Source organism: Mucilaginibacter sp. (assembly GCF_028288225.1).
Lineage (GTDB): Bacteria > Bacteroidota > Bacteroidia > Sphingobacteriales > Sphingobacteriaceae > Mucilaginibacter.
This window is the reverse complement of the sequence record NZ_JAQBOC010000045.1, coordinates 68079-94333: the sequence shown is the minus strand read 5'-3', so window position 1 is coordinate 94333 and position 26255 is coordinate 68079. Positions and strand designations below refer to the sequence as shown.

Sequence of the window (26255 nt, the reverse complement as noted above, 5' to 3'; positions counted from 1 at the left end):
ATGGTCCATGAACTTTTTTTTTAATTCATTTCTTTAAAAATCGCACCCAGCTCTTCCATATCGTCAAAGTGATTCTTCACCCCATGTATTTCCTGGTACTTTTCATGGCCTTTGCCTGCAACTACAACGATATCACCAGGCTTAGCCAGCATGCAGGCTGTTTTTATGGCTTCGCGCCTGTCTACAATGCTTAACGTATATCTTTTAAAGGCCGGATCAACGCCTTCTTCCATGTCCTTTATTATCTGCGCCGGATCTTCAGAGCGCGGGTTATCTGATGTTAATATCACCCTGTCGCTCCATTCGCAGGCAACTTTCGCCATAATCGGGCGTTTGGCTTTATCCCTGTCGCCGCCACAGCCAATCACTGTTATCACTTTCTCACTATTCTTGCGGATATCATGAACCGTGCTTAATATGTTTTGAATAGCATCAGGCGAGTGTGCATAATCAACAATACCTATCACCTTGTTTGGAGCTACTATATAATCAAAGCGGCCTTTTGCACCCGTTAATTTGCTCAGGCTGGTTAATATTTTAGTTTTATCCTGCTCAAGCAGCATAGCCGCAGCATAAACAGCTAATAAATTATATGCATTAAAAGTGCCCACCATTTTAAACCAAACCTCTTCATTGTCAATCTGCAAAAGCAAGCCTTCAAACTGATTTTCAAGGATGCGGGCTTTATAGTCTGCCATACTTTTTAGTCCATAGGTCTTTTTATGGGCATTGGTATTTTGCAGCATTACGTTGCCGTTCTTATCGTCAATATTGGTTAATGCAAATGCATTGGACGGCAGTTCATCAAAAAACGTTTTTTTTGCTTTAAGATATTTCTCAAATGTTTTATGATAATCTAAATGGTCATGTGTTAGGTTTGAGAATATTGCGCCTGTAAATTTCAGCGCACCTATGCGGTGCTGGGCAATAGCATGTGAGCTTACCTCCATAAAACAGTAGTCGCAACCCTGCTCAACCATATCGTTCAATAACCTGTTTAGCTCAACAGGATCAGGGGTTGTATGTGTTGCCTGGATAACCTCGCCATTTATCTGGTTTTCAACGGTCGATAACAAGCCACATTTATACCCCAGATCACGGAACAATTTATAAAGCAATGTTGCTATAGTAGTTTTGCCATTGGTACCGGTTACTCCAACCAGTTTCAATTTTGATGATGGATTCTCATAAAAATTAGCTGATACTATTCCCAACGCAATAGCCGAGTCGGCCACCATTAAAAAATCAACCTCGCCTGTAACGCGGGAAGGTAATTCTTCACATATAACAGCTACGGCGCCTTCTTTAATGGCCTGCAATATATAATCATGCCCATCAACTATGGTACCCTTTACAGCCACAAACATACATCCGGGAATAACTTTCCTCGAATCAAACACGATGGCCGTTATCTCAATATCAGCACTACCCTGTAGCTCAGTGAATGCAAGCCCTTCTATTATGTCGCTCAAATATCTCATTGCAATTCAATTATTATTTTTGATCCCTTTGGTATCATGCTCCCTGCATTTACCGATTGATTAGCCACCATGCCACTACCGCGAGCTACAACCTTGTAGCCTGCATTTCCCAGCGCATATAAGGCATCGCTCAACCCCATTCCTTTTACCTGTGGTACTACACCACTTTTATAGGTTGCATCCTCAAAAGCAATACCATTACTGGTATCAACGCCGTTACCGGCAGCATTATTGGTTGCATACAGCGGTTTAACACCTAATTTGGTATATATCTGCTTTAACGCTTTTACATTCCCTTTTTTTATCTGCGGCAAATTTGTGTTACCTACATAATGCATTGGTACGGCCTGGTTCATATTCTGGTCGCCGGCATATACCCTGTCTGCAATTTTCTTAAAAACCGGACCGGCAACCTTCGCAGCCAGGTATGATCCTTTAGTTGGATGGTTAATAACCACTATCATGGAATACTTAGGATTATTAGCCGGAAAATATCCGCAAAACGAAGCCTGGTAAGTTTTTTTAACACCATAACCTGCTGCCCCGTTTGCAATTTGTGCCGTTCCGGTTTTACCGGCCACCGAATACAATGAATTTTTGAATAATGTTTTACCGTTACCTTCGGTAATTACACCCTCCAGCAGGCTTTTCATTTTCCCAAGCGTTGCATCAGAGCACACCTTTTCATTAATTACCCTTGCCTGGAACTGCTCTACAGTGTTTCCCAGCCTGCGAATCTCTTTTACCAATAGTGGTGCAATCATTTTGCCATTGTTAGCTACCGCATTATAAAGCGCAAGCATTTGCAACGGCGTGATCTTCATTTCATAACCATAAGCCATTTCGGGCAGGGTATAATATCTATTCCAGCTGCGGCTTTTTGGGTTTTTAACCACCGGGATCCCTTCGCCGGGAATCTGCAGGTCAAGTGGTTCGTTTAAATGATAGCTGTATAGCTTATCGGTAAACTCTTTAGGATTATTGTTGTAGGCATTATAAACAAATTTGGCAGCTGCAACATTTGACGATTCTTCAAATGCCTTTTTAGCTGTTATTATAAAATTGTAATCCTCCACGTCGCTAATGGTTGGCCCCTTAGGTATTTTATATCTGCCACCCTCGGCGTTTATAATTGAGTTAGTATCAATCTTATGCTGATCAAAAAGCGTCATATATGTGGCCAGCTTAAAGGTTGAACCCGGATCCGCCGCATTGCTTATGGCATAATTTAACTTTTCCTCGTATTTACCTTCTTTGTTTCGGGTAAAATTTGCAATGGCCCTTATCTCACCTGTGGCAACTTCCATCAGCACTACGCAACCGTGGTCTGCTTCTGTGGCCTCCAGCTGCGCTTTTAATACATCCTGCGCAACATCCTGGAAATTAACATCAATGGTCGAAATAATGTCGGCACCCTCTTTAGGCTCTATCTCGTCTTCTCCATTATTAACAGGCATCCATGTGCCACCGGCCATTCGCTGCATTAATCGTTTGCCGCTTTCGCCATTAATGTAGCTGGAATAAGCACCTTCAAGTCCGACTGCATTTTTTACATTATCATTTTTGTAACCAATAGTACGTGCAGCCAGCGACCGGAAAGGCAATACGCGCCTGTTTTGTTCAATAACTATCAGTCCGCCTTTATATTTACCCATCCTAAAAATAGGAAACTTGCGGATTAGCGTTAACTCCCTGTGTGTTACCTTCCTCCTGATGAGCTGATAGCGCGAGCCTTCTTTACGGGCATTGCGCAGCATGCGTGAATATTCCTTTTCAGATTTATCGCCATATAGCTGCGAAAACTTGATAGCTAATGAGTCTACGTTCTCATTAAAAGCTTTATCATCCACAATACCGGGCGCAAGCATATCCATATGCAATTCATACTCGGGTACTGACGTAGCCAGCAGGCTCATATCAACCGCAAAAATATTTCCGCGAGCGGCTTCAACCGTTTGATAGCGGGTTGAAAGCGTGGTGGCCATAGCTTTCCACTTCTTCCCCTGTACAAACTGCACACGAAACAACTGTATCACTACAGCTGCAGCAAAAAGGAGGATCAACCCGAAAGCCAGGTAAACCCTCATTAGTATATTGGTTCTAATGCTCATTTTTCACCTCCGCATCTGTAATTTTTTGTGGTGGCTGCAGCGATTCTTTTATACCAAGTGTATCCACGCGTTTAGCAACCTCGGTAAGAGTACTTTTAAAAGCAAGGTCGGCCTTGGTAGTTTTATAGTCCCAGCTAAGTTCTTTTACTTCTTTGCTTATTTTATTAATATCACGGATACTTCTTTCGGCCATGTGCATATTGGCAATATATATCATCCCTAAAAAAGCAACAAACAATACAAATGGCAGCGCTTTTGTGGCCGATTCAGCATTCCAAAAGCCTTTGGTAAAAAATTGAGTAATAAAATTATCCGGAAACTCATTATCATGCTTCTCCTCAACAATAAGCTTCTGTTGCTCAGCTTCCTCCTCCTCAATTTGTGTACGCAGCCTGTTTGTCATTTCTTTACCGCTATTCTTAGCTTAGCGCTCCGTGCCCTGTTATTGTTTTTTATTTCATCTTCTGATGCTGTGATTGCTCCGCGGCTTACCGCATCAAATGGCTTATTATCGTTACCATAAAAATCCTTCTCCACCTCGCCGCTAAACTTGCCTTTGGCTATGAAGTTTTTTACCAGCCTGTCTTCAAGCGAATGATATGACATAACCACCAGCCGCCCGCCCGAAACCAGCACTGATGCCGTCTGGATCAAAAAATCTTTTAATGCTTCCAGCTCCTGGTTTACCTCAATGCGTAAAGCCTGGAAAACCTGCGCCAGGTATTTATTTTCTTTCCCCCTTGGGATGCGGTTTATAATGGCATTTTTTAAATCCGCAACCGTTACAATCGGTGCATTTAACCGGGCAGTTACTATGGTATTAGCCAGCGACTTTGCATTTTGAATTTCTCCATAAATCCCGAAAATACGGTGCAGCTCAGCCTCCGAATAAGTATTTACCACCTCTTTAGCACTTAATGCCGATTGCCGGTTCATCCGCATATCCAGCTCGGCATCAAAGCGGATTGAAAAACCTCGCTCAGCCTGGTCAAACTGGTACGATGAAACCCCCAGATCAGCCAATATGCCATCAACCGGCATAGAATCATGCAAACGGCAAAAGTTTTTGAGGTAACGAAAATTCTGATCGATGAAAATAAAACGTTCATCATCAATTATGTTTTGCTTTGCATCAGCATCCTGGTCAAACGCAAGCAGCTTTCCGTCTTTATTTAAATGCTTTAAGATCTCGCGCGAGTGGCCGCCACCGCCAAAAGTTACGTCAACATAAGTTCCGGACGGGTTAATGTTAAGCCCTTCAATACACTCATTAAGCATCACTGGGGTATGGTAATCGTAATTGCTCATACAACACCCTCCTTTCTTTTATCACCCATCACTTCCTCAGCCAATAATGCAAAATTATCCGGTTCGTTATCTATCATTTTATTGTACGCCGCTTTATCCCACATCTCAATTTTTGTTAACTGGCAAGTTAGTACAACATCGCTTCCAATCCCTGCATAATCCAATAACCCTTGCGGCAAATTGACCCTGCCTGCTGCATCAACATTCAATTCTGTTGCGCCGCGGGTAAAATATCTTATAAATTCTATGTTTTTCTTTTCGTATTGATTAAGTTTGTTCAGTTCATCAAGTTTTTTGTCCCATTCTTGTTTAGTGTAAATCACAAGATATTTTTCAAAGCCGCGATTGATCACAAGGCACTCAGTGTCAGCTTCTGGAAGCTTTTTCTTGAGGCCCGCAGGGATCATCATTCGCCCTTTGTTATCTAATTTACACTCAAACTCGCCGGTTAAATAGGACATATTGAAACTGTGGCATTAATTGTAATGTAAAATTAGATTTCTTTTACCACTTCTTACCACTTTACCCCACTAAAGTTATTAACACTTGTGTAATATGTATGTGGATTATTTTTTAAATCGATATTCCTTTTCTTTTGTCTTAAAAAGCCTAGGTGTTTTACTTCTTTCTACTTAGTTTTGAGTTAGTTATATTATTTATAATGAATGTTATAAAACTTGATAATGAGCACTCATTTGCCATCGAAAACCTTGATAAACAGGTGCGTTTAGTAGTTTATAACAAGGGCGTGGAAAATGTTTGCCGCAAGTCCACATTAAAAAGCATCGCGTGGTTTATTCAATCTGGTGAGGATCATTTGTTTAAGGGACGTTTGCAGTTAAAAAAAATGGCTGAGGGCATTGGTGTGGTGGTAAAAAACAGTTTGGTGGGGGAAATAAATAAGAAAGACTTTATAAATTGCCTGGAAGAAGCTAAAAGCGGCATTTAAAAAACATAACAAATGAAAATAACAGCGGCTATTTTTTGTATAATTTTGATTACCAACACTTTTACATCAAATAAAAATAATAAAATAGTACAGTTTGACATTGGTAAAATTTTAAACGCCAGGCCGGTAACTACCTTAACCAATAACAAGTTAATAACCTGGACCAAAGGCATCGATGGGAACGGATTGGGCGACGGCTATTTAACGCTATCTGCAGCTTTATTTAATGGCGATAAACAACCTCATGCTCTGCCTGATGATCCCCTATTCCCCGCTAACAATTCACATCCTGAAATTCAGCTGCATTATTCAAATACCGATAGCCTGCGCAATCAAACCTGCAATATCAGCGGCGAGGGCGGTGTCGAATTTGCTGTGCCATCATTAAAATATAAAGCAGTATACCTGGCTTTGACGAGTTCCGAAGGCCCGTCATATTTGAAAGTGGAGTTTTTATATGCTGATAATAGCGTTGTTTCGGAAGATCTTACATTGCCTGATTATTATGATGACCTGCCGGCAGATGATCGTAAACCAGAGCTATGTTATCTTGCCCATGATCTTGCTAAATGGGGCAATAAAAATAACATGACCGAAAAAGATCATCACAATATCGACCTGCTGACGGTCAATCCAGATTCAACAAAAAAACTTAAAAGCATAAACATTCAAAAGAAAAAACCGGGTTACCTTGTATTTTGGGCAGCAGCAGGCGAAACAACAAATTAGTGTTAAGTCAAAAGTCTTAAGTCGCAAGTCTTAAGTCAAATTTTTTCTTTTTCTGACTTAGAACTCAAGACCTGAGACTTTCGACTCGAGACTAAACTTCGATTCTCCTCCTAATCAAACCTTCTCAAATAATTCTTAGCTATCAGCTCGCCATATAATATGTCGCTACGCTTATCCATGCTAAACCACGGCGAATGGTATTGTAGCACCTGTATATTTTGAGCTGGCATAAAGCTTTGGGCAAGTAAAAACTGCTTTTGATGTTTATCGTTCTCCACCACACCCATCACAATAAAACAATGTCCTGGTGAGCCGCCATGAATAAACACATCTCCTGCTTTTAGCTCATCAACGTTAGTTACCGGGTGAAGTTCTTTTTCCAATGAAAGTGTGCCAGCGTACGAAAATACAAGGGCCATATAGCGCATAAAGGCTGGGTAGCTGTGATCCTTTTTCGCCTTTAATACCCATCTGTCATTACTATAGCGGTATCCGTTTGCATAATGCACATAATCGCACTTAAAGCCGCTCACAAAATTAAAGCTGATGGCTCTATAATTTTTTTGCTGATAAAGGTATTCGCCGCGCAGGCGCATCACAGCGTCGGCACATTGCTGCAAGTCATGGTTGCCCACACTCAGACCCACAACAGCAGCGGTGTAAACATCTGTACGGGCAATGTCGCCCCTATAGGTCTTGGTTTGTGTACCCACAGGTTTAAGCGGCAGGCTTTGCAGATAAGCGGCAAAACTGCCAGGCTTTGCACTAATGTGATGGTAGCCTTCCGGGATCTTAAACCGGGTTAATACATTATCCGGCACGGCAAAACCATTAACAAACACCAGTATAAATAATAAAATATTTTTCATCTCTCAATCTATTAATTCAGGCCTGTATTCAAAGTGCATAGTATCAAAGTGGTACCACTTGCCTCCCCAAATAAATCCATGCTTTTCAAATATATCAACTATGGTTTGGGGGATCCTGTTTTTGTATTGTATAGCCGCATTTTCATTGGTGCATTTACAGACCCATTGCCAATAATCAGAACAAGCGATGTTTATATCAATCGTCATCCCAAAGCTGTGCATACTGTGCCTGTTGGTGCCATTAATGTTACGCCAGGTAAATGTGCCGCCTATATTTGTGAGATATTTTTTTAACTCAGGATGCTCATCAAGCTCATTTGAGATCTGTGCTAGTTTTTTGTCGATTCCATTGATCCTGGTCACCGTAATTTTCTGGCCGACCAATTTGGGGCACCAGGTTATTTCCGTTAAGTTTTTTCTCACCTCCTTTTCTGTAGCGCCATACATTTTCAGAAAGAAAGGCCCATTCCTAACCCTCCCTGGATCAAAGTTTGCTGCCGGCGGAGATTTTAATGCGCCCGTTACATATTTTTGAGCGAACAGATCTTTAAGATCGGGGTTTTCTAATAGTAATTTTGGTGATTTGTTTTTTATCCCGTCATCCCATAGAAATTTACTGCCATCCTTAAAAATTATGTGGTTGTTTGAGAAAGCAACGACAAAATTTTTATAAGAGCTGATAAGTTTTTGGACTGATTGAGGAATAGTGTCCATTGAATTATTTGGTCTCAATTCAGCGAAATTGCTTTTGATGCCTTCATGATTTAAGCTGTAACTCAACCAGCCTAATAAAACAATAATCGTTATCCTCATTAAGGAATGAATGTACAATTTTTCTTTAGATCATAAATGAATTATTCGAAGCATGGCGCTATTCAACATCATCATTGAAAAATTCACTTATTTTATTGAAATTTTTCGTTTCATAGCCCTGCTAATGATATTTTTATAGTTCTATAAATTTAAAACATGATCACCCTAAAAAACAAAACGATATATGCATTGGCGATAGGCGCATTTGCTTTACAGCCTTTCGCCCTTAAAGCACAATCTGACAGTAACGCCTGGATAACTAAATCAAACACCTACACCAAGATCCTTATTGATCTTGATGAAAAATATTCACCCGAGTTTGGCTCATCGCAAGGCCTGGCTTTTTATGATACATTGATATCGGTGCCAACGCTGGCCAATGATTTAGCCCAGCGAAAAGAGAGGGAACAAGCCGTTGCACAACTAAAAGCGGCTAAACTGCAGGAAACTGATCTAAAAATAAAACAAGACCTTGATATCCTGATCAATCAATCAGAGCTGGGTTTCAGGAACCAGGATTTTAATTTAAGCAAGGAGGTTTCATACCTCAACCCTACTTCATCAGTTTTCCAGGGACTACAAATTTTGCTTGATGACCAAACCCCGGCCGAACGCCGTGCTGCCGCAGTTATCCGCCTGAATAAATATGCCGGATTGCAAAAAGGGTATGAGCCGATCAGCGCTATTTATAAAAGCCGTACAATTCAGCAATTAAGCAAACCGAGGATGATCTATCCTTCAAAACAAGCCATGGAGGTTGAGCTTTCGCGCAATGCCAGCATGGTTAGTGGTATTGAGGAGCTATTTAAAAAGTATAACGTTACCGGCTACGAAAAGGCCTATGCTACAATAAAAAAACAGCTGGAAGATTACGATGCCTGGGCAAAAGCCAGTGTACTGCCAAAAACGCGTACCGATTTCCGCTTGCCGGCCGAAGAATATAAACTGGCATTAGAAGGTTATGGCATTGACGTCCCCCCTGCCGAACTTGCCAAAATAGCCCACGCTGCTTTTACAGATATCCAAAACCAGATGAAACCGCTGGCTGAGCAGATCGCTAAAAAATACAACCTGCCATCAGCCGATTACCGGGAAGTAATAAAATACCTGAAGAAGAACCAGATCATCGGCGACTCAATCATGCCGCTCTACAAAAGACATTTGGCCGATATTGAAGGTATTATCAGGGAACAGCATTTGGTGACCCTGCCAAACCGCCCTGCAATTATCAGGCTGGCAAGCGAAGCTGAAACAGCTCAATCGCCTGCACCGCACATGGTGCCGCCGCCATTTTTAAATAATACCGGTCAGCGTGGCGTTTTTGTATTACCATTGAATATGCCGCCAGCTCCTGGCGAAAAGGTTGACAAATATGACGATTTCACCTTTGATGCTGCCTCATGGACCATCATCGCCCACGAAGCGCGCCCTGGTCATGAGTTACAATTCGACAAAATGGTGGAAGAAGGTGTGTCACAGGCCCGCGCCCTATATGCCTTTAACTCAACCAATGTGGAAGGCTGGGGCTTGTATTCCGAATACATAACCCGTCCGTTTATGCCGGCTGAAGGTCAGCTGGTTTCATTAGATTATCGTTTACTCCGTGCCGCCCGTGCTTTTTTAGACCCTGAGCTGCAAGCCGGCACCATAACCCAGGAGAAAGCACTAAACCTATTGATGACAGATGTGGTACAATCACATGCCTTTGCCAAACAGGAAGTTGAGCGCTACAGCCTTAACGCTCCCGGCCAGGCCAACAGCTATTTTTATGGCTTCACCAAAATGATAGCTTTAAGAAAAGACACAGAAAAAGCACTTGGCGATAAGTTCAATGCACAGCAATTTCATGATTTCATATTGTCACAGGGCATTTTACCACCAGCATTAATAAGAGAAGCCGTGATGGGTGATTTTGTGGGGAAGGAAAAGTAATTTAGAAGCAAGAAGTCAGGAATCAAGAGAAAAAGAGAAGCTTTCGGAAATTTATTTTTCTGAAAGCTTTTTTAATAACTCCTTAGCGGGAACGTGTTGAATGTTGCCGTCTTTATCTGTTATTACAAGACTTTGATTTTTTTCGGCGCTGGATACAAGCAGCTTCAAATAAGCTTTATTTGCCCCCTCAATAATTTTATTTTGCAATTCAATATTTTCAGGTTTCATCGCTTTGCTTTTTAATTACATCCCAAATATCACTATTAAAAATCATTTGCGACTGATTAAATTCACCTGAAATAACTAGTTCGGGGCTTCCTGCCTCATTATTGAAGACTGCCCAATAGTCGCATATAGCTATGTAAAGATGTCGTAAATTATAAATCCCCTTGAAATATCTTCTATCTACAATCTCATCAGGAATATGGTGTCCACCCTTGCTTACTCTTGTGGCTACCCGTTGCTTTGCTTCTTGCGGAGATCTCAACCAAAAAAACACCATTGTTATTTTGTACCCGATAGTTCGGGCATTTTTAATTAAGGATACATAACTTTTAGTAGCTAAAGTAGTTTCTATCGCAAAATCGTCTCCGTTCTTTAGCAAGGCATCAATCCTGCTTAGCATAATTCTGCCAGCTTGGATTGCAACATTGTCCGGGTTAAAAGGAGACAACCCTGCTGCTATGCTGTCAGCATTAACAAACTCTTTACAGTTCAGCATTTCGGGCAGTATGGTATAACTTGCCGTTGTTTTCCCGGCACCATTGCATCCAGCTATTATATATAAGTTCGGCATTAATGGGCGATTTGATAGAATTTCAGAAGCAAGATATAAGAAAAAAGTCTAATTCTTCTTTCTTGAATCTTGACTCTTCCTGTCTTGACCCTTTCACAACCTACATATTCCTTCTGTACTGCCCCCCCACCTCATAAAGCGCATGCGAGATCTGCCCTAACGAGCAATACTTGCAGGCTTCCATCAGGCTTTCAAAGATGTTTTCGCCGGCTATGGCTTTATGCTGCAGGTCTTTTAATAATTGCGGGATTATTGCTTCATTCCGATGCTGAAACTCATGCAGTGCTTCAATCTGGTATTGTTTTTCTTCTTCTGTAGCGCGGATAACTTCAGAAGGGACAATAGTAGGCGACCCTTTTTTATTAAGGAAAGTATTTACTCCTACAATAGGATATTCACCGGTATGTTTAAGGGTTTCGTAATAAAGCGATTCTTCCTGGATCTTGCTGCGCTGGTACATAGTCTCCATGGCACCAAGCACACCACCACGTTCATTTATCGCTTTAAATTCGGCTAATACTGCTTCTTCAACGAGGTCGGTCAGTTCTTCAATAATAAAAGCGCCCTGGATAGGATTTTCATTTTTGGCGAGGCCAAGCTCGCGGTTAATGATCAGCTGGATAGCCATTGCCCTGCGTACAGATTCTTCTGTCGGGGTGGTTATGGCCTCATCATAGGCATTGGTATGTAGCGAGTTGCAGTTATCATAAATAGCATACAAAGCCTGCAGCGTTGTGCGGATATCGTTAAAATCAATCTCCTGCGCATGTAATGATCTGCCACTGGTTTGGATATGATATTTCAACTTTTGCGAGCGGTCGTTACCCTTGTATTTATTTTTAATGGCCTTTGCCCAAATGCGGCGCGCAACCCTGCCGATCACTGAATATTCCGGATCAATCCCGTTACTGAAAAAGAACGACAGGTTCGGTGCAAAATCATCAATATGCATTCCGCGGCTCAGGTAATATTCAACATAAGTAAACCCGTTTGATAAGGTGAATGCCAGCTGAGTAACAGGGTTGGCCCCAGCCTCGGCAATATGATAACCAGAGATAGAAACTGAATAAAAGTTCCTTACTTTTTCATCAATAAAATACTGCTGAATATCTCCCATCATCCGCAGCGCAAACTCGGTAGAGAAGATACAGGTATTTTGAGCCTGGTCTTCCTTTAAGATATCTGCCTGCACTGTACCACGAACGGTAGCAATGGCATATGCTTTTATTTTTGCGTAAACATCTGGCGGTAAAATTTGATCGCCGGTAAGGCCGAGAATAGATAAGCCCAAGCCATTGTTTCCTTTTGGTAAACCGCCCACATATTCCGGTCTTGCCAATCCTTTATCATCATAAACTTCTTTATACCTAGCCTCAACCAAATGCTGCAATTTATGCTCTTTTATATATTTTTCGCATTGCTGATCTATAGCCGCGTTCATAAAGAAACCAAGCAACATAGGCGCCGGACCGTTTATGGTCATGGATACGGATGTTGATGGACTGCACAGATCAAAACCCGAATACAGTTTTTTTGCATCATCAAGTGTGGCAATGCTCACGCCTGAGTTACCTATTTTCCCATAAATATCCGGGCGGATATGCGGGTCTTCACCATAAAGGGTAACCGAATCAAAAGCTGTTGATAACCGGTGCGCCGGCTGACCAAGCGATACGTAATGAAATCTCTTGTTGGTCCTCTCCGGACCGCCCTCTCCGGCAAACATCCTTGTTGGGTCTTCTCCTTCCCTTTTTAAAGGAAATACACCGGCAGCATACGGGAATTCTCCCGGCACATTTTCAGTAAGCAGCCAGCGTAAAATGTCGCCCCAAGCCTCATATTTAGGTAATGAAATCTTTGGGATCTGCAATTGCGAAAGCGAGGTATAATAAAGCGGCTGTTTGATCTCTTTATTCCTAACCTTATAAATAAAGTTCTCGGCTTTATATTTTGCTACTGTTTCCGGCCATTCCCTTAACAGTCGTTTACAATCAGCATGCAATTGTTCTTCCAGGTGGGTTTTAATATCCTGTAGAGACGCAATACTTTGCGTCTCTGATTGATTTTCTGATTCGGTTTTTTTATCCGGAGACGCAAAGTATTGCGTCTCTGCGTTTAATAATTTTATTACCCCATCCAACTGAAAAAGTTGCTGCGCAATTTTACACTGTTCGTTCACCCATTCTTTATAGGCATTACTGCTTTCAGCAATTTCGGCAAGGTAACGGTTCCTGTCAGGGGGAATTATATAGATCTTTTCTGATGCACTTTCATGTTCAACACTGGTATGTGTCCCGATAAGGTCAACTCCTGTTTTAGCTTTGATAGCTTTCATCAATGCGATAAACAGGGTATTCATCCCCGGATCATTAAATTGTGATGCCATGGTGCCATAAACCGGAATCTCATCATCCTTAGCGTGGAACAGCATGTGGTTACGCTTATATTGCTTGCGCACATCGCGGATAGCGTCCAGTGCACCACGCTTGTCGAATTTGTTTAAAGCAACAAGGTCGGCAAAATCAAGCATGTCAATTTTTTCCAGTTGGGTGGCTGCGCCAAATTCCGGGGTCATTACATAAAGCGATAAATCGCAATAGTCCGTTATCATCGTATCCGATTGACCGATTCCCGATGTTTCAACTATTATCAGATCATACCCTGCTGCTTTGCAAATGTCAATGCTCTCCTGCACATGTTTTGATAATGCAAGATTAGCCTGCCGGGTAGCCAGTGAGCGCATATAGATGCGCGAATTATTAATGGCATTCATCCGGATCCTGTCGCCAAGCAAGGCACCGCCCGTTTTGCGTTTGGATGGATCAACCGAAATAATGGCCATTGTTTTATCGGTTTCCATCAAAAAACGGCGCACTATTTCATCAACTAATGATGATTTACCTGAGCCACCAGTACCCGTAATGCCCAAAACCGGTGTAGAGCTGGTACTTATAATTTTATGAATCTCACTTAAAAAGGCATCCGCCTCTTTCGGGTAATTCTCAACAATGCTTATCGCAGTAGCAATTGATTTTATATCTTTTTCGGGCAGATGCTTAAGCTCGCCGTTCAGTTTTATTTTATTCTGGAAATCCGTTTTCTCCAGCATATCATTGATCATGCCCTGCAGGCCCATGGTGCGGCCATCATCGGGTGAGTAGATCTTTGTTATGCCGTAAGCCTGCAGTTCGGCAATCTCTTGTGGTAAAAACACACCGCCGCCACCGCCAAAGATCTTGATATGGCCGGCGCCGCGCTCTTTCAGCAGATCGAACATGTATTTAAAATATTCCACATGCCCGCCCTGGTAGCTGGTTAGGGCAATGCCCTGTACATCCTCTTGTATAGCACAATTAACCACCTCATCAACCGAGCGGTTATGCCCCAAATGGATTACCTCCGCACCTGATGATTGCAAAATGCGGCGCATAATATTAATGGTGGCATCATGCCCGTCGAATAATGAGGCAGCGGTTACAAAACGGATCTTGTACCTGGATTTGTAGGGAGCAATGCTTTCCATGCAGGCTATAATTAGTAAAATGCAAAATTAATATAAATAAAGCATCAAAAAACTATGCGTGCATAATATTTTAGACCCGGCTTTTTAAGCCCTCAGTCTAAAGTCCTATGTCAAAAGCAGAATGGTTGCAGCTGACTTTGGACTCAAGACTTTAGACTTGAACTACCCGTTGTAGGCCTTCTCCAAATCAGCAACAATCATCTTGCTCATTTTCATCATAGCTTCCATCACCCGTTTAGATTTTGCCGGGTCAGAATCGTACATTAAGCGCTCAATTGCATTGGGCACTATCTGCCACGATACGCCGAATTTATCTTTAAGCCAGCCGCATTGACTTTTTTGGCCGCCTTTTGAAAGTTCTTCCCAATAGTAGTCAACCTCGTCCTGCGTTTCGCATTTTACATAAAACGAAATAGACTCATTAAAAGTGAATGCAGGACCGCCATCAAGTATCATAAACTCAACGCCGTTAAGGAAAAAATTAGCGACCGTAATCTTGCGGTTGCTTCCGGGGGCTTCTGCGTCAAGATGATTTACGCTGCCAATCCGGCTGTCTTTAAAAACAGAGGTATAAAAATTTAAGCCTTCTTCAACGTTACCATTAAACCATAAAAATGGGGTAATGCGCTGTGCGGATGTTTCCATTGTAGTTGCCATAATTTTGTTTTTGGTTTATATAAAGGTAGCATGTTGGTGCTATTAGCCACAATGGGAAATGAAGCCAATTAAAGGGGGGTATTACGACAGATGAGGCATTAATATCGCGTAGGGCCATTATCGGGTTTAAAGTTATTGTGGTGCAATAAAATCAAGCTGCCCTATTTGGCATCTGTCTATAGATTTTACCATCAAGTTCACAACCACCCTTTGCATGTTGGGGATGTTCAGTTAAAATAGTTGGATCTTCGGGGTTTATGTTGAATTTTGGCTTTCCCCACTGTTTAAAAAAGAATGCAACCTTATTGTAGACACACTCTGATTTTATAAAATCAATCCATTCCTTTTTAATAGGTCTAGCTTTGTGACCTGATTCTCCGCCAACTATAACCCAATCAATTTTATTTAAATTTAAAGTTTTGACAGGCTCTATTAAAGGTTCAATTGACAAGAATTTAGTTTTTGCTTTAGTCTGAGAAAGTTCATTGATTCGATAAGTGTATTCTTCACTTTCAACAGATACTCCCATCCAAATATTATTTGTCCAATTTAACTCGTCAGACAATTTCAATAATCTATCTGATCGTTTAGTTAAAACCTGATATATGTGTTGAGGAGTATTATTCATCACTGAAAATACTGCTTTAATAAACTCAACGGGAACATCTGGATGAAAAAGATCGCTCATTGAATTAACAAATACGACTTTCGATTTTTTCCAAGTATAGGGAATATTTAAAGCGTCAGCATGAATTCGAATTTTAAATCCATCTTTATACTTATCAACCCCCATCGCCTTTAATCTTTTTGACATAACCTCTGCATAGCAAAACTTACATCCAGGACTAATTTTTGTGCAACCGGTAACCGGATTCCAGGTTAATTCTGTCCATTCTATATTTGATTGTGCCATTATATTTTGTATTTTGGTTTGATAATATCATTTGCCAGCTTTAATGCTGTTTTATTATTAGTCGCCATCATGAAGTGATACATAATAGAGTTTGTACTATTACGCATTATAAATGATTCGGATACAAATTGGAACACAGTTTTTAATCTTTCAGTATATAATCCGCCTATTTTTTCAATCGTATCCAACTCTTTATTTGTTTTTGTTTCGCTTCCAAATAAAGTGTGTATTGTTTTTTGTGAATAAAAGCGATCTAGAATTACCTCCCTTGACAGACCTAAAAATACTTCTAATTTCACAAGCCAAGCTTCTGGGATTTTTTGATCGTTCTTTAATAATCTATTTACTCCCAAACCGGTAGGAACCAAAATCCATAAATCTATTCCTAAATCTTTTAAAGCCTCAATTGATTTCCAATTAACTGACATTCCAAAAGGATCAATAAACGCAAGAGCTCTAAAAGCCTTATTTTTCGAAAGATAAGTAGCCATATGAATTAGCTTCTTATTGCAATCTTCATTCACAACATGTGCATTCTTTTTCTTATTAGGATAATTCTCTTTAATAGAAGCTTCCAAAGAATCTTTATTCTTTTTATCCTTCTCGACAAAATAATATGTATCGAAAGGTTTTGGCTCGTCGATATCTAAAATTCTTAGAGCCATCCCTTTTATTTCTTTATCATTTGCGCCAATACTTCCTGATCCGGCAAAACCATCAAAATATAACGTTTTTACCCAATCTTGTTTGTTCATAATAATCAAATATGCTTTTGCATAGTTAACTACTATTTCCATTTTGGCTTCGGTCCAAGAACCGCCAAATTGATTTACCTTAACTTCTTTCAAATCAAAAATACTAAAAATATTAGCAGAAACAACTTAGGAACCTATTAATCTTGCTAATGGTGATAAATTCAGGTTATTTATATTTATTATCAAATATCATGAAATATAATAAGATGATATCTTACAGATATAAACATATTAACATAATAGACATTCTCACCCCGCCATCAAAAATCCGTATCTTTGCCTCAAATCAATGAATCACCCTCAAAATCGGTGAAATCATTCTTTATCGGTGCAATCATTTATATAATCGGTGGAATCAACATTAACAACAGTTTGGGAAAAGGGATATAACAATTACGGCCCCTGGCTTAAGGAGAAGTACAAGGGACACCGGGTGTTTAAGGTGATTGTTGACGGTGGTTTTACCTGCCCCAACCGCGATGGCTCAAAAGGTTACGGCGGCTGCACCTATTGTAATGTTGATTCATTTACTCCTTCCGTATCCCGTAATGCCCCTACTGTGCGTGAGCAGGTAATCCAGGGGATGGAGCGCGCCCGCAAAGGCAATAAGGCCGATAAATTTATTATTTATTTCCAGCCCAATACCAATACTTACGCCCCGGCACATTATTTAAAAATGATGTATGATGAGGCGCTGAGCTATGGTACCGAAGATATTGTAGGCCTTTCAGTAGGTACCCGTCCGGATTGTATTGATGCTGAAAAAATAGCCCTGCTGGAAAGCTATACCGATCGTTTTGATGTAGACCTGGAAATGGGGATGGAATCTATTTATAATGATACCCTTGCGCAGATCAATCGCGGCTGCAACCATGAAGAACTGATTAAAGCGTTAAAGCTGGTAGAGAATAGCAAGCTTGACGTTTGCGTGCATACCATATTCGGTTTCCCGTGGGAAACACACGAAATGATGCTGCGCTATGCCGATGAGATCAACCGTTTCCCGCAGATAAAATTTGTAAAATTCCATCACCTGCATATTGTTGAAGGTTCGGTAATGGGCGTAAAATATAAACGGGAACCGTTTAAGGTTTTCAGCATTGATGAGTATGCCGATTTCCTTTGCGAGTTACTGCCCCTCGTTCGCCCGGATATTGTGATCCAGCGCCTCTTTGGCCTTAGCGACCGTGAGTTACTGATAGCACCAAACTGGGGACTAAAAAAATCGGAGATCCAATACTATATTGATCAAAGGATCCTGTCAAGAGGCATTGTGCAGGGCTCGGCATTAAACACGATTTAAGGATTTACAGGATTGATTACTCAATTAATCCTGTAAATCTTCAAAAATCATTAAATCGTGTCAATCTTTAAACCTCGCCAACACCTTTCGCCCCAAATCATAGGTTATCCTGAATGCTTCCTGGTTGCTGGTAAAGCCTGGCGTACGGTGAATGCTAAAAATAAATTGCCCCTTAATATGGTCAAAAAGGAAAGGTGTAAACATCAAATCCAGCCGGTTATAAAATTTCTTCTCATAAAAGGCATCGCCATAAGTAATTTCTGAGCCCTGGCCTGCATAAAATTCATCAAAAGCTGCAAACCGGTGATAGCTTAAATAAGCGCTGGCAACAAATCCTTTTGGCGTTTTCGCCCCGCCAAGGCCGCGCTTCCGCTGGAATGATGCCATCGCCCCGGCTTCAAATGACAGTGAATCAAATGTAGTTTGCTTACGGCTAAAATCAAGACCTAACCTAACCTGGGCCCCACCATCATCGCCTATATGATCGTTAGGTAAAAGCACTTCTGCTCCGGCATCATGCATCATCAGCACATAGTGCGAGATATAAAACGGACCAAATAACGATGGTTTCCACTTTCCCTCAAACCCAAATAAAAATTGCTCCCGATCTGTTAGCGTTTGGCGGCTTACCCAATCAATCCAGCCTGTTTCGGTAAAATGCTCATTATGGTAACGGGCCAGCAAACCTTCAACATTTGGGCGGTAATATCGCAGGGTATCATTCAATAAAGCGCGTGGATAGTTGCTGATCAACCCTTCGCGTGGAAACTCACCGGCATCAAACAACCATTTAGAGCTTTCGTACTTGTAATAAGCAATTGGGTTTACCTTTAAAAAGTAAGGCTTAGCACCAAATTCATGAATCCCATCAACCCCAACAATAAAATGGTTTAAACTATCCAGGTTCAGTCCCAGGTCAAGCGCTATGCGTGTTCCCGAGTAGGTGCGTGACCGCGCTACAAAATCTTTGTATTCGCGGTTATCCATAAAACCAAGCCCGTTAAAGTGTATGTCGAGGCTTTGCGCCAGGGCAGCGGTGCTTGTTATTAATGAAATCAGGATGATGAAGTAAAACTTTTTTATCATTGACAGGTGATGTTATTTAACGGTTACTTTTATTACCCGGCTGTTTTTGCTGCCGATAAAAGGTTCGGTACGCAAAGAAAAAACCAGGCTGAAATTTCCTTTCTTCAGCGGCGAAGTTACGGGAAAAGTATAATGAGTACTTTCACCCGGCTGTAAACTTATTTTTTTATAAGTATCCCTTGCCTCTCCGACATCAGTTAAAACGTTTCCTTTAAAAAAACAGTATTCCAGTTTAACGGGGTGCAGGTATCCCGTGTCGCTAAAACTTATAGTATGTGGGTATGGGTTAGTTATTACAAGGTTAAAAGTTGTTGTTGCACCAGGATTAGTAGTTATTTTAAGGGAATCCGTTTCAATAATCACTTTCTGATAGGTTCTTACATCATCAACCCAATTGCCATACCATTTACCGGCTTCAATTTTTATCGAATCAGTAGTGAGTCCTTTTATTGGCGCCCCCGACAAATAATATACACGCTTATGCTGAATGCTATCCTCCATCGGCCAAATATCAAACTGGGTAAGGCGATAAAAACGATCATCGTAAGCAAAGCATTTAAGGCTGTTGGTGTAATAATTATATTTTGATGGGTTTTGAAAGCCTTCGCTCATCACCACGTAATTATTTCCTGCTTTTTGTTTTACAATATGCGCCCACTCCTTAAAACCATAATAGCTTTTTAAATGCCCGTAAGTTTTGGCAAAGCCGAAACCGCTGATAATAATTACCCTCACAATTAATATGATACTTACATTAACCACAGCCAAAGGCAATAACCATTTGGGCCAGCCTCCCTGTTGCTTAAAATGGATAAGAACCAGCATAACCAATGGCGCAAAGAGGATGAATGTCCATTGGGGCTGTACCTCGCCTTTTGCACTGCTGATAAAAAAGAAAAGCAAGGTTCCTAAACAATTAACCAGCAGACAGCGGATAAAAGCATCTTTTATTTTGATGGTATAGGCTTTATAAAACAAAAACCACCCAATAAGCGGACCAGCCATTAACAGTTGACCGGGCAAATATGAAAAGGTATTTAAAAAGCTGTATTTATCGGCGGAACGTTCGTACAAATGGTAGTTTATTGATGGATAACCATGATTTGCCTGCCATATAATATGTGGCACATACAAAGCCACCGCAATTAAAACTATCCCCCAAAACGATCCGCGCTTTAACAATTTTAAATTAGCCAGCAATGTAAAGCCAACAACCAGGATGCCATTATACTTACTATATAGCAGGCAGGCAACCGTTATACCCAAAAGTACAGCCAGCCCCCATTTATCTTTCTGAAGATACTGCTGGTAAAGGAAATAGAATAATACTGTAAAAAAGAAAAGCGGTGCATCAGGCGTGGTGGTGAACCCATAAATATGGAAGATAAATATCCCTGAAATAACGAGTATAAAAGCCAGGGCATCAACCGCATATTGTTTTAAGGTAATCCATAACAGGTAGATGGATGCCGAACTGGTTAGTACGGTGAGCAGCCGCAAACCAAGCTCATTATGCATAATACTGTCGCCAATACGGATAAACATTGCCACCATAGGCGGATGATCAAAATATCCCCAATCCAAATAGCGGGAATACATCCAATAATAAGCCTCATCTGCCTGCAGTTCTAAAGTACACGCTTGTATAATATTCAATATAGTCCAGCACGCCAGGAAATACCAGATGAGTTTGTTAGATTGGAAAGGCTTATTTTGAATAGTACCAGGCATGCTTATATCACATCATATTGACGCTGTAAAGGTATAATAAAACCTTTTAAGGCAAAAAGCCATGAAGTCGGCGCAAATGAAAATATTTTCTCAAATTAGCCGCACATAAACATATCATGAGCAAAGCAATTGAAACTACAAAAACCCTTAGGGCCAGTACCCTTAAATTAGTTGAAGGACTGAGTGTTGAACAATTAAACAAAATACCTGCCGGCTTCAATAATAACATTATCTGGAACTTAGGGCATATGGTTGCTGCACAGCAGGGCCTATGCTATGCACGATTGGGCGTTGAAACCAGGATTGAAGATAGCTTTTTTGAAAGATACAAACCAGGAACAAAACCCGAAGCGCATGTTACTGAAGTCGAAATTGAAGAAATAAAAGCTCTATTAGTTTCTACTATCGATCAATTAGAGAGCGATTATAACAAAGATGTATTTAAAGAATATCCGGCATTTACCACACGGTACGGTGTTGAATTAGCCTGCGTTGAAGATGCAATTAACTTTTTGCCTTTTCATGATGGTTTGCATATGGGTTATATGATGGCATTGAAGAGGGCAATATAAAACACGATTAAAGGATTTAAAGATTACCAAGATTTCTTGTATATAGGATCATGTAATCCTTTAATCAAGTAATTACGGTTCACAACAAAAAACCCGGCCTAAACCGGGTTTTCAATATTTTAAATCGATTTGCTTACACTCCCAGCAACAATCTTGCAGGATCTTCCAGTAATTGTTTTACCCTTACCAGGAAGCTTACCGATTCGCGGCCGTCAATAATGCGGTGATCATATGATAGCGCAAGGTACATCATCGGTCGGATAACCACTTGTCCGTTTACGGCAACTGGGCGCTCGATAATATTGTGCATTCCCAATATGGCTGATTGCGGCGAGTTCAATATCGGAGTCGACATCATAGAGCCGAATACACCGCCATTAGTGATGGTGAATGTACCGCCGGTCATTTCCTCAAGGGTCAGCTTATTTTCACGGGCTTTAGCAGCCAGTGCAGCTACTGCCTTTTCAATTTCAGCAAGGCTCATGCTTTCTGCATTGCGGATAACCGGAACAACCAGGCCTTTAGGGGCGGATACGGCGATAGAAATATCAGAAAAATTGCTATAAACCACTTCTTCGCCTTCAATCCGGGCACCTACTGCAGGCCAATCCTTCAAAGCTTCGCAAACGGCTTTGGTGAAGAATGACATAAAGCCTAAGCCTACGCCATGTTTTTCCTTAAATTTATCTTTGTATTTACTGCGGATCTCCATAATTGGCGACATATCAACCTCGTTAAAAGTTGTCAGCATCGCAGTTTCATTTTTAACTGCTACCAGTCTTTTGGCAACCGTTTTACGCAATGACGACATTTTTTCACGGCGATCTGATCTTGCACCAGTAGCAGCAACAAGCGGTTTAGGGCTTGTGATCTCAGCCTTAGCAGCAGGAACTATTAGTTGCTGGGCCTCTTTGCTAACCTGTGGATTTTCTGAAACTTTCTCGGCTAACAAAGCATCTTCTTTAGTGATCCTGCCTGCTATACCGGTACCGCTTACTGAACCTTTATCCACGCCTTTTTCGGCAAGGATCTTTGCAGCAGCAGGCGATGGTGTGCCTGACGCATAGGTTGTTGCTTTACCATTGGTCGCCGCAACAAATTCAGCAGCAGGCGCTTCTGCCGGTTTTGCAGCTGGGGTCGGTGCGCCTGCACCTTCAATGGTACAAACAACTGCGCCTATTGGCAATACATCTCCTTCTTTGGCTATGGTTTTTAATACACCGGCTTTTTCGGCAGTTAATTCAAATGTAGCTTTATCTGATTCCAATTCGGCGATGGCTTCGTCCATTGCAACTGCATCACCATCTTTCTTTATCCATCTGGACAATGTTACTTCAGTTATAGATTCACCGACAGTTGGTACCTTAATCTGTAACGCCGATTCAGTGGCAGTAGTAATGGCAGGTTGTGCTGTGGGCTGAGCAGGTGGAGCTACCGCGGCTTTTTTGCTGTTAATTTCAACTGCCGCTTGTTTACTTTCTTCAACAACGCCGCCTTCTTCAATAGTGGCAACAACAGCGCCAATAGGTAAAGTATCCCCCTCTTTAGCTACTGTTTTTAAAATACCGGCTTTTTCAGCAGTAAGCTCAAAAGTGGCTTTGTCTGATTCTAATTCGGCAATTATCTCGTCCATCTTTACAGCGTCGCCATCTTTTTTAAGCCAGCTTGATAAAGTTACTTCGGTAATTGATTCGCCAACCGGCGGAACTTTGATAGTTAAACTCATTTTTTCAATTTGAAAATTTGTTGATTTGAAAATTTGAAAATGCTGTCTGATGATTGTTTATCTTTAAATCAGCGCATCTTCAAATTTTCAAATTAATATTTTATTGACTTTGAAAATTCGAATACGTCGCTTGAAAATTGCTCACCTTCAAATCAGCACATCTTCAAATTTTCAAATTAAATCAATCCGCTCCAACATTAGCCATTTTTTCGGCAGTTTCCTTTACAACAGTTTTTACCTGTTTTCCGGCAGGTGCTTCAAAAGCTTTTGAAACTATATGCAATTGCTGCGCTGCATGTTGTTTGGCAAAGCCGGTAGCTGTACTGCTGCCCTCATGCCTTGAAATTACATTCAGATTTATTACTTTATCGTTATGAAACTTGCGGCAAATGTATGGCCATGCCCCCATGTTCTCCGGCTCTTCCTGCACCCAGATAAATTCAGTGGCCTTATTATATTTACCCTTTATTTTTAATATCTGGATCACCGGTGTAGGGTATAATTGCTCAACACGAACAATGGCAACGTCTTTGCGTTTATCGGCTTGTTGCTTTTCAAGCAGGTCGTAATAAATTTTACCGGTGCAAAGCAGCACGCGTTTTACTTTTTTAACATCCGCATAAGTATCATCAATCAATTCGTGGAATTTACCACTGGTAAACTCTTCCAGTTTTGATACGCATTTAGGACTGCGTAATAAGCTTTTCGGCGTAAATATGATCAGCGGCTTGCGGAAGTCCCTCAGCATCTGCCTTCTCAGGATATGGAAAAAGTTGGCAGGCGTTGTACAATTAGCTACCTGGATATTGCTATCGGCACAAAGCTCCAGGAAACGTTCAACACGTGCTGATGAATGCTCAGGGCCCTGGCCTTCATAACCATGCGGCAGCAACATCACCAAACCATTTCCGCGCTGCCATTTTGTTTCCGCACTGGCTATGTATTGGTCAACAATAATTTGTGCGCCATTGAAAAAGTCGCCAAATTGTGCTTCCCATATCGTCAATGCATTTGGATTGGCTAAAGCGTAGCCATATTCAAAGCCTAAAACTCCATATTCAGACAATAAAGAATTATAAATACTAAGCTTTGCTTCAGCATTTATTGTTTCTAACGGTATAAACTCTTCCTCTGAATCAACAAGGGTTAATACCGCATGCCGGTGTGAGAAAGTTCCCCTTTTTATATCCTCGCCGCTTAATCTGACCGGGTGGCCGTCTTTTAATAAAGTTCCGTAAGCCAGTAATTCGCCCATCGCCCAGTCAAAAACATGGGTACTGTTTACCATTTTGCTGCGTTCTTCAAAAAGTTTTTCAATTTTTTTGAAAAACTCTTTTCCTTTTGGCAAATCTGTTATTTTTTGTCCTATTTCCAGTAATTCCTTCTCAGGAACCGACGTTTCAATTGGTGTAAAAAACTCCCTGGTTGTAGCTAAATGCATCCCCTGCCATGCGCCTTCAAACATGTGAACTGTTTCGGTAAACTTATCCTGGGCTTTTGATTCATCCAGCTTTGTTTGCAGTTCGGCACGGAATTTCTTTTCCATTTCCGCAGCCAGGTTAGCATCAATGCTTCCTTCGGCCTGCAGCTTTCCTTTGTATATTTCAAGCGGGTTTGGATGCGCTTCAATAGCTTTGTACAGTAATGGCTGTGTAAATTTTGGTTCATCAGCTTCATTATGGCCGTATCTGCGGTAGCATAATATGTCAATAAACACATCTTCGTGAAACACCTGGCGGTATTCCATAGCAAGGTTTACAACATAAGCCAATGCTTCAACATCATCGCCATTAACATGGAAAACCGGTGATAATACAGTTTTTGCCACATCGGTACAATAAGTACTTGAGCGGGCATCTTTAAAATTGGTGGTAAAGCCAATCTGGTTGTTTATCACTATATGGATAGTTCCGCCTGTACGGTAGCCATCCAGTTTTTCCATTTGTAAAACCTCGTAAACAATGCCCTGGCCTGCTACTGAAGCATCACCATGAATTAATATAGGCGCTATTTTTGTATCATCGCCATTATATTTAAAGTCGATTTTTGAGCGGGTCAAGCCTTCAACCACCGGATCAACCGCTTCCAGGTGCGATGGGTTTGGACAAAGGCTTAAATGCACCTTTTTGCCACCTTTTGTAACCACATCTGTTGAGTAACCCAGGTGATATTTTACGTCACCGCCAAATGGGGTGTCCTCATCAAAGTTTTTACCTTCAAATTCCGAGAAAACCTCTTTGTAGGGTTTTTCCATAATATTGGTAAGCACGTTCAGCCTTCCGCGATGCGCCATACCTATGATGAATTCCTGGATGCCAAGCTCTGATCCATTCTGGATCACCATGTCTAATGCAGGGATCAATGATTCGGCTCCTTCAAGCGAAAAGCGTTTTTGCCCCAGGAATTTTGTGCCTAAAAAGTTTTCGAAAACAACCGCTTCATTCAGCTTATCAAGCATTAGTTTTTTCTCGTCAACAGTAAATGAAGGCGTATTGCGCTTGCTCTCCATCCGCGACTCAAACCATTTTATCTTTATCGGGTTACGAATGTACCTGTATTCGGCACCTATCGACTGGCAATAGGTATCTTCAAGCAACTGGCGGATATCGCGCAATGTTGCAGCGCCCAAACCAACTTCAACACCCGAAGTAAAAACTGTATCCAGGTCGGCATCGCTTAATCCAAAGGTTTCTAATTCCTTGCCGGGAAAGTACTTGCGCCTTTCACGTACAGGGTTAGTCTTTGTAAATAAATGGCCGCGTGTGCGGTAACCATCTATCATGTTAAGCACATTAATTTCTTTTAAGAAATGTTCTGGTGTTTCGGCATTTACAGCAGCGGCAGGCGCTTGTGTATCCTTACCAAAATCAAATCCTTCAAAGAATTTTTGCCATCCAAAATCAACGGATTCCGGGTCTTGTTTGTATGCTTCGTAAAGGGAATTAATGTATGCAGCGTTCCCGCTGTTTATATAATTGAGGCGATCCATGAGAAACCAATC

The 26255-nt window shown here is 41.2% G+C and carries 22 protein-coding genes; 5 read left to right on the top strand and 17 right to left on the bottom strand.

The features are described 5' to 3' along the window. Positions 1-20: 20 nt before the first annotated feature. The 5 genes from JWQ54_RS13940 to mraZ are packed head-to-tail and all read right to left on the bottom strand — an operon-like array spanning position 21 to position 5361. Positions 21-1481 (bottom strand): UDP-N-acetylmuramoyl-L-alanyl-D-glutamate--2,6-diaminopimelate ligase, encoded by a 1461-nt coding sequence (locus JWQ54_RS13940; protein WP_299585676.1) that lies wholly within the window; start codon positions 1479-1481, stop codon positions 21-23. Then, positions 1478-3592 carry a penicillin-binding protein gene (locus tag JWQ54_RS13935; RefSeq protein ID WP_299585674.1) on the bottom strand — a complete coding sequence of 705 codons (2115 nt, stop codon included), beginning with the start codon at positions 3590-3592 and terminating at the stop codon, positions 1478-1480. The genes JWQ54_RS13940 and JWQ54_RS13935 overlap by 4 nt, the downstream gene beginning before the upstream one ends. Continuing rightward, the gene (locus JWQ54_RS13930; protein ID WP_299585672.1) at positions 3582-3995 is read right to left on the bottom strand and encodes an FtsL-like putative cell division protein; all 414 of its coding nucleotides are present in this window, start codon (positions 3993-3995) and stop codon (positions 3582-3584) included. Before JWQ54_RS13930 ends, JWQ54_RS13935 begins: the two co-directional genes overlap by 11 nt. Continuing rightward, on the bottom strand, positions 3992-4900 hold the full coding sequence (rsmH, locus tag JWQ54_RS13925) for a 16S rRNA (cytosine(1402)-N(4))-methyltransferase RsmH (RefSeq protein WP_299585670.1): 909 nt from the start codon (positions 4898-4900) through the stop codon (positions 3992-3994). Before rsmH ends, JWQ54_RS13930 begins: the two co-directional genes overlap by 4 nt. Continuing rightward, positions 4897-5361 carry a division/cell wall cluster transcriptional repressor MraZ gene (gene mraZ, locus JWQ54_RS13920; protein WP_299585668.1) on the bottom strand — a complete coding sequence of 155 codons (465 nt, stop codon included), beginning with the start codon at positions 5359-5361 and terminating at the stop codon, positions 4897-4899. The genes rsmH and mraZ overlap by 4 nt, the downstream gene beginning before the upstream one ends. Positions 5362-5561: 200 nt before the next feature. Here mraZ and JWQ54_RS13915 point away from each other — a divergent pair, with 200 nt between their 5' ends. Further along, a complete protein-coding gene (locus JWQ54_RS13915; protein WP_299585666.1) occupies positions 5562-5849 on the top strand; it encodes a hypothetical protein in 288 nt (95 codons plus the stop codon). A 12-nt stretch (positions 5850-5861) separates the two neighbouring features. After that, positions 5862-6578 carry a hypothetical protein gene (locus tag JWQ54_RS13910; protein ID WP_299585664.1) on the top strand — a complete coding sequence of 239 codons (717 nt, stop codon included), beginning with the start codon at positions 5862-5864 and terminating at the stop codon, positions 6576-6578. Positions 6579-6688: 110 nt separating this feature from the next. Here JWQ54_RS13910 and JWQ54_RS13905 read toward each other — a convergent pair whose 3' ends face one another. Together JWQ54_RS13905 and JWQ54_RS13900 are read right to left on the bottom strand one after the other, a co-directional pair. Continuing rightward, complete coding sequence (locus JWQ54_RS13905; RefSeq protein WP_299585662.1) at positions 6689-7447, bottom strand: DUF4846 domain-containing protein; 759 nt, start codon at positions 7445-7447, stop codon at positions 6689-6691. 3 nt (positions 7448-7450) lie between these two features. Beyond that, on the bottom strand, positions 7451-8260 hold the full coding sequence (locus JWQ54_RS13900; protein ID WP_299585660.1) for a M15 family metallopeptidase: 810 nt from the start codon (positions 8258-8260) through the stop codon (positions 7451-7453). Between the two features lie 156 nt (positions 8261-8416). Here JWQ54_RS13900 and JWQ54_RS13895 point away from each other — a divergent pair, with 156 nt between their 5' ends. Next, the gene (locus JWQ54_RS13895) at positions 8417-10192 is read left to right on the top strand and encodes a DUF885 domain-containing protein (RefSeq protein WP_299585658.1); all 1776 of its coding nucleotides are present in this window, start codon (positions 8417-8419) and stop codon (positions 10190-10192) included. A gap of 51 nt (positions 10193-10243) precedes the next feature. Here the strand turns inward: JWQ54_RS13895 and JWQ54_RS13890 are convergent, their stop codons facing one another. From JWQ54_RS13890 to tcmP, 6 genes are all read right to left on the bottom strand, one after another. Then, positions 10244-10420, bottom strand: a complete 177-nt coding sequence (locus tag JWQ54_RS13890; RefSeq protein ID WP_299585656.1) for a hypothetical protein — start codon at positions 10418-10420, stop codon at positions 10244-10246. After that, positions 10410-10988 (bottom strand): zeta toxin family protein, encoded by a 579-nt coding sequence (locus JWQ54_RS13885; RefSeq protein ID WP_299585654.1) that lies wholly within the window; start codon positions 10986-10988, stop codon positions 10410-10412. Before JWQ54_RS13885 ends, JWQ54_RS13890 begins: the two co-directional genes overlap by 11 nt. A 100-nt stretch (positions 10989-11088) precedes the next feature. Further along, positions 11089-14511, bottom strand: coding sequence for a methylmalonyl-CoA mutase family protein (locus JWQ54_RS13880; RefSeq protein WP_299585652.1), 3423 nt, complete (start codon positions 14509-14511; stop codon positions 11089-11091). Between the two features lie 162 nt (positions 14512-14673). Beyond that, positions 14674-15168, bottom strand: a complete 495-nt coding sequence (locus JWQ54_RS13875) for a VOC family protein (RefSeq protein ID WP_299585650.1) — start codon at positions 15166-15168, stop codon at positions 14674-14676. Positions 15169-15319: 151 nt separating this feature from the next. Beyond that, positions 15320-16081, bottom strand: a complete 762-nt coding sequence (locus tag JWQ54_RS13870; RefSeq protein WP_299585648.1) for a DUF5131 family protein — start codon at positions 16079-16081, stop codon at positions 15320-15322. Continuing rightward, a complete protein-coding gene (gene tcmP, locus JWQ54_RS13865) occupies positions 16081-16929 on the bottom strand; it encodes a three-Cys-motif partner protein TcmP (protein WP_299585646.1) in 849 nt (282 codons plus the stop codon). The genes JWQ54_RS13870 and tcmP overlap by 1 nt, the downstream gene beginning before the upstream one ends. A gap of 256 nt (positions 16930-17185) precedes the next feature. Here tcmP and JWQ54_RS13860 point away from each other — a divergent pair, with 256 nt between their 5' ends. Then, complete coding sequence (locus JWQ54_RS13860) at positions 17186-18139, top strand: TIGR01212 family radical SAM protein (RefSeq protein ID WP_299585644.1); 954 nt, start codon at positions 17186-17188, stop codon at positions 18137-18139. A 60-nt stretch (positions 18140-18199) separates the two neighbouring features. Here JWQ54_RS13860 and JWQ54_RS13855 read toward each other — a convergent pair whose 3' ends face one another. Then, complete coding sequence (locus tag JWQ54_RS13855) at positions 18200-19225, bottom strand: hypothetical protein (RefSeq protein ID WP_299585642.1); 1026 nt, start codon at positions 19223-19225, stop codon at positions 18200-18202. A 12-nt stretch (positions 19226-19237) separates the two neighbouring features. Further along, on the bottom strand, positions 19238-20956 hold the full coding sequence (locus JWQ54_RS13850) for a glycosyltransferase family 39 protein (RefSeq protein WP_299585640.1): 1719 nt from the start codon (positions 20954-20956) through the stop codon (positions 19238-19240). A gap of 116 nt (positions 20957-21072) precedes the next feature. Here JWQ54_RS13850 and JWQ54_RS13845 point away from each other — a divergent pair, with 116 nt between their 5' ends. After that, positions 21073-21528 (top strand): DinB family protein, encoded by a 456-nt coding sequence (locus tag JWQ54_RS13845; RefSeq protein WP_299585638.1) that lies wholly within the window; start codon positions 21073-21075, stop codon positions 21526-21528. A 133-nt stretch (positions 21529-21661) separates the two neighbouring features. On the opposite strand, the gene odhB is transcribed toward JWQ54_RS13845, so the two are convergent. Together odhB and JWQ54_RS13835 are read right to left on the bottom strand one after the other, a co-directional pair. Continuing rightward, positions 21662-23254 carry a 2-oxoglutarate dehydrogenase complex dihydrolipoyllysine-residue succinyltransferase gene (odhB, locus tag JWQ54_RS13840; RefSeq protein WP_299585636.1) on the bottom strand — a complete coding sequence of 531 codons (1593 nt, stop codon included), beginning with the start codon at positions 23252-23254 and terminating at the stop codon, positions 21662-21664. Between the two features lie 181 nt (positions 23255-23435). Beyond that, positions 23436-26243 carry a 2-oxoglutarate dehydrogenase E1 component gene (locus tag JWQ54_RS13835; protein WP_299585634.1) on the bottom strand — a complete coding sequence of 936 codons (2808 nt, stop codon included), beginning with the start codon at positions 26241-26243 and terminating at the stop codon, positions 23436-23438. Between the last annotated feature and the right edge of the window lie 12 nt (positions 26244-26255).

What these genes read in the sequence shown, in the direction of transcription:
- JWQ54_RS13835 (WP_299585634.1), bottom strand. Translation starts at nt 26,243, where the DNA reads ATGGATCGCCTCAATTATATAAACAGCGGGAACGCTGCATACATTAAT.
- odhB (WP_299585636.1), bottom strand. Translation starts at nt 23,254, where the DNA reads ATGAGTTTAACTATCAAAGTTCCGCCGGTTGGCGAATCAATTACCGAA.
- JWQ54_RS13905 (WP_299585662.1), bottom strand. Translation starts at nt 7,447, where the DNA reads ATGAAAAATATTTTATTATTTATACTGGTGTTTGTTAATGGTTTTGCC.
- JWQ54_RS13855 (WP_299585642.1), bottom strand. Translation starts at nt 19,225, where the DNA reads ATGATAAAAAAGTTTTACTTCATCATCCTGATTTCATTAATAACAAGC.
- JWQ54_RS13940 (WP_299585676.1), bottom strand. Translation starts at nt 1,481, where the DNA reads ATGAGATATTTGAGCGACATAATAGAAGGGCTTGCATTCACTGAGCTA.
- JWQ54_RS13935 (WP_299585674.1), bottom strand. Translation starts at nt 3,592, where the DNA reads ATGAGCATTAGAACCAATATACTAATGAGGGTTTACCTGGCTTTCGGG.
- JWQ54_RS13880 (WP_299585652.1), bottom strand. Translation starts at nt 14,511, where the DNA reads ATGGAAAGCATTGCTCCCTACAAATCCAGGTACAAGATCCGTTTTGTA.
- JWQ54_RS13910 (WP_299585664.1), top strand. Translation starts at nt 5,862, where the DNA reads ATGAAAATAACAGCGGCTATTTTTTGTATAATTTTGATTACCAACACT.
- JWQ54_RS13890 (WP_299585656.1), bottom strand. Translation starts at nt 10,420, where the DNA reads ATGAAACCTGAAAATATTGAATTGCAAAATAAAATTATTGAGGGGGCA.
- JWQ54_RS13895 (WP_299585658.1), top strand. Translation starts at nt 8,417, where the DNA reads ATGATCACCCTAAAAAACAAAACGATATATGCATTGGCGATAGGCGCA.
- rsmH (WP_299585670.1), bottom strand. Translation starts at nt 4,900, where the DNA reads ATGAGCAATTACGATTACCATACCCCAGTGATGCTTAATGAGTGTATT.
- JWQ54_RS13875 (WP_299585650.1), bottom strand. Translation starts at nt 15,168, where the DNA reads ATGGCAACTACAATGGAAACATCCGCACAGCGCATTACCCCATTTTTA.
- mraZ (WP_299585668.1), bottom strand. Translation starts at nt 5,361, where the DNA reads ATGTCCTATTTAACCGGCGAGTTTGAGTGTAAATTAGATAACAAAGGG.
- JWQ54_RS13850 (WP_299585640.1), bottom strand. Translation starts at nt 20,956, where the DNA reads ATGCCTGGTACTATTCAAAATAAGCCTTTCCAATCTAACAAACTCATC.
- JWQ54_RS13870 (WP_299585648.1), bottom strand. Translation starts at nt 16,081, where the DNA reads ATGGCACAATCAAATATAGAATGGACAGAATTAACCTGGAATCCGGTT.
- JWQ54_RS13900 (WP_299585660.1), bottom strand. Translation starts at nt 8,260, where the DNA reads ATGAGGATAACGATTATTGTTTTATTAGGCTGGTTGAGTTACAGCTTA.
- JWQ54_RS13845 (WP_299585638.1), top strand. Translation starts at nt 21,073, where the DNA reads ATGAGCAAAGCAATTGAAACTACAAAAACCCTTAGGGCCAGTACCCTT.
- JWQ54_RS13885 (WP_299585654.1), bottom strand. Translation starts at nt 10,988, where the DNA reads ATGCCGAACTTATATATAATAGCTGGATGCAATGGTGCCGGGAAAACA.
- JWQ54_RS13915 (WP_299585666.1), top strand. Translation starts at nt 5,562, where the DNA reads ATGAATGTTATAAAACTTGATAATGAGCACTCATTTGCCATCGAAAAC.
- JWQ54_RS13930 (WP_299585672.1), bottom strand. Translation starts at nt 3,995, where the DNA reads ATGACAAACAGGCTGCGTACACAAATTGAGGAGGAGGAAGCTGAGCAA.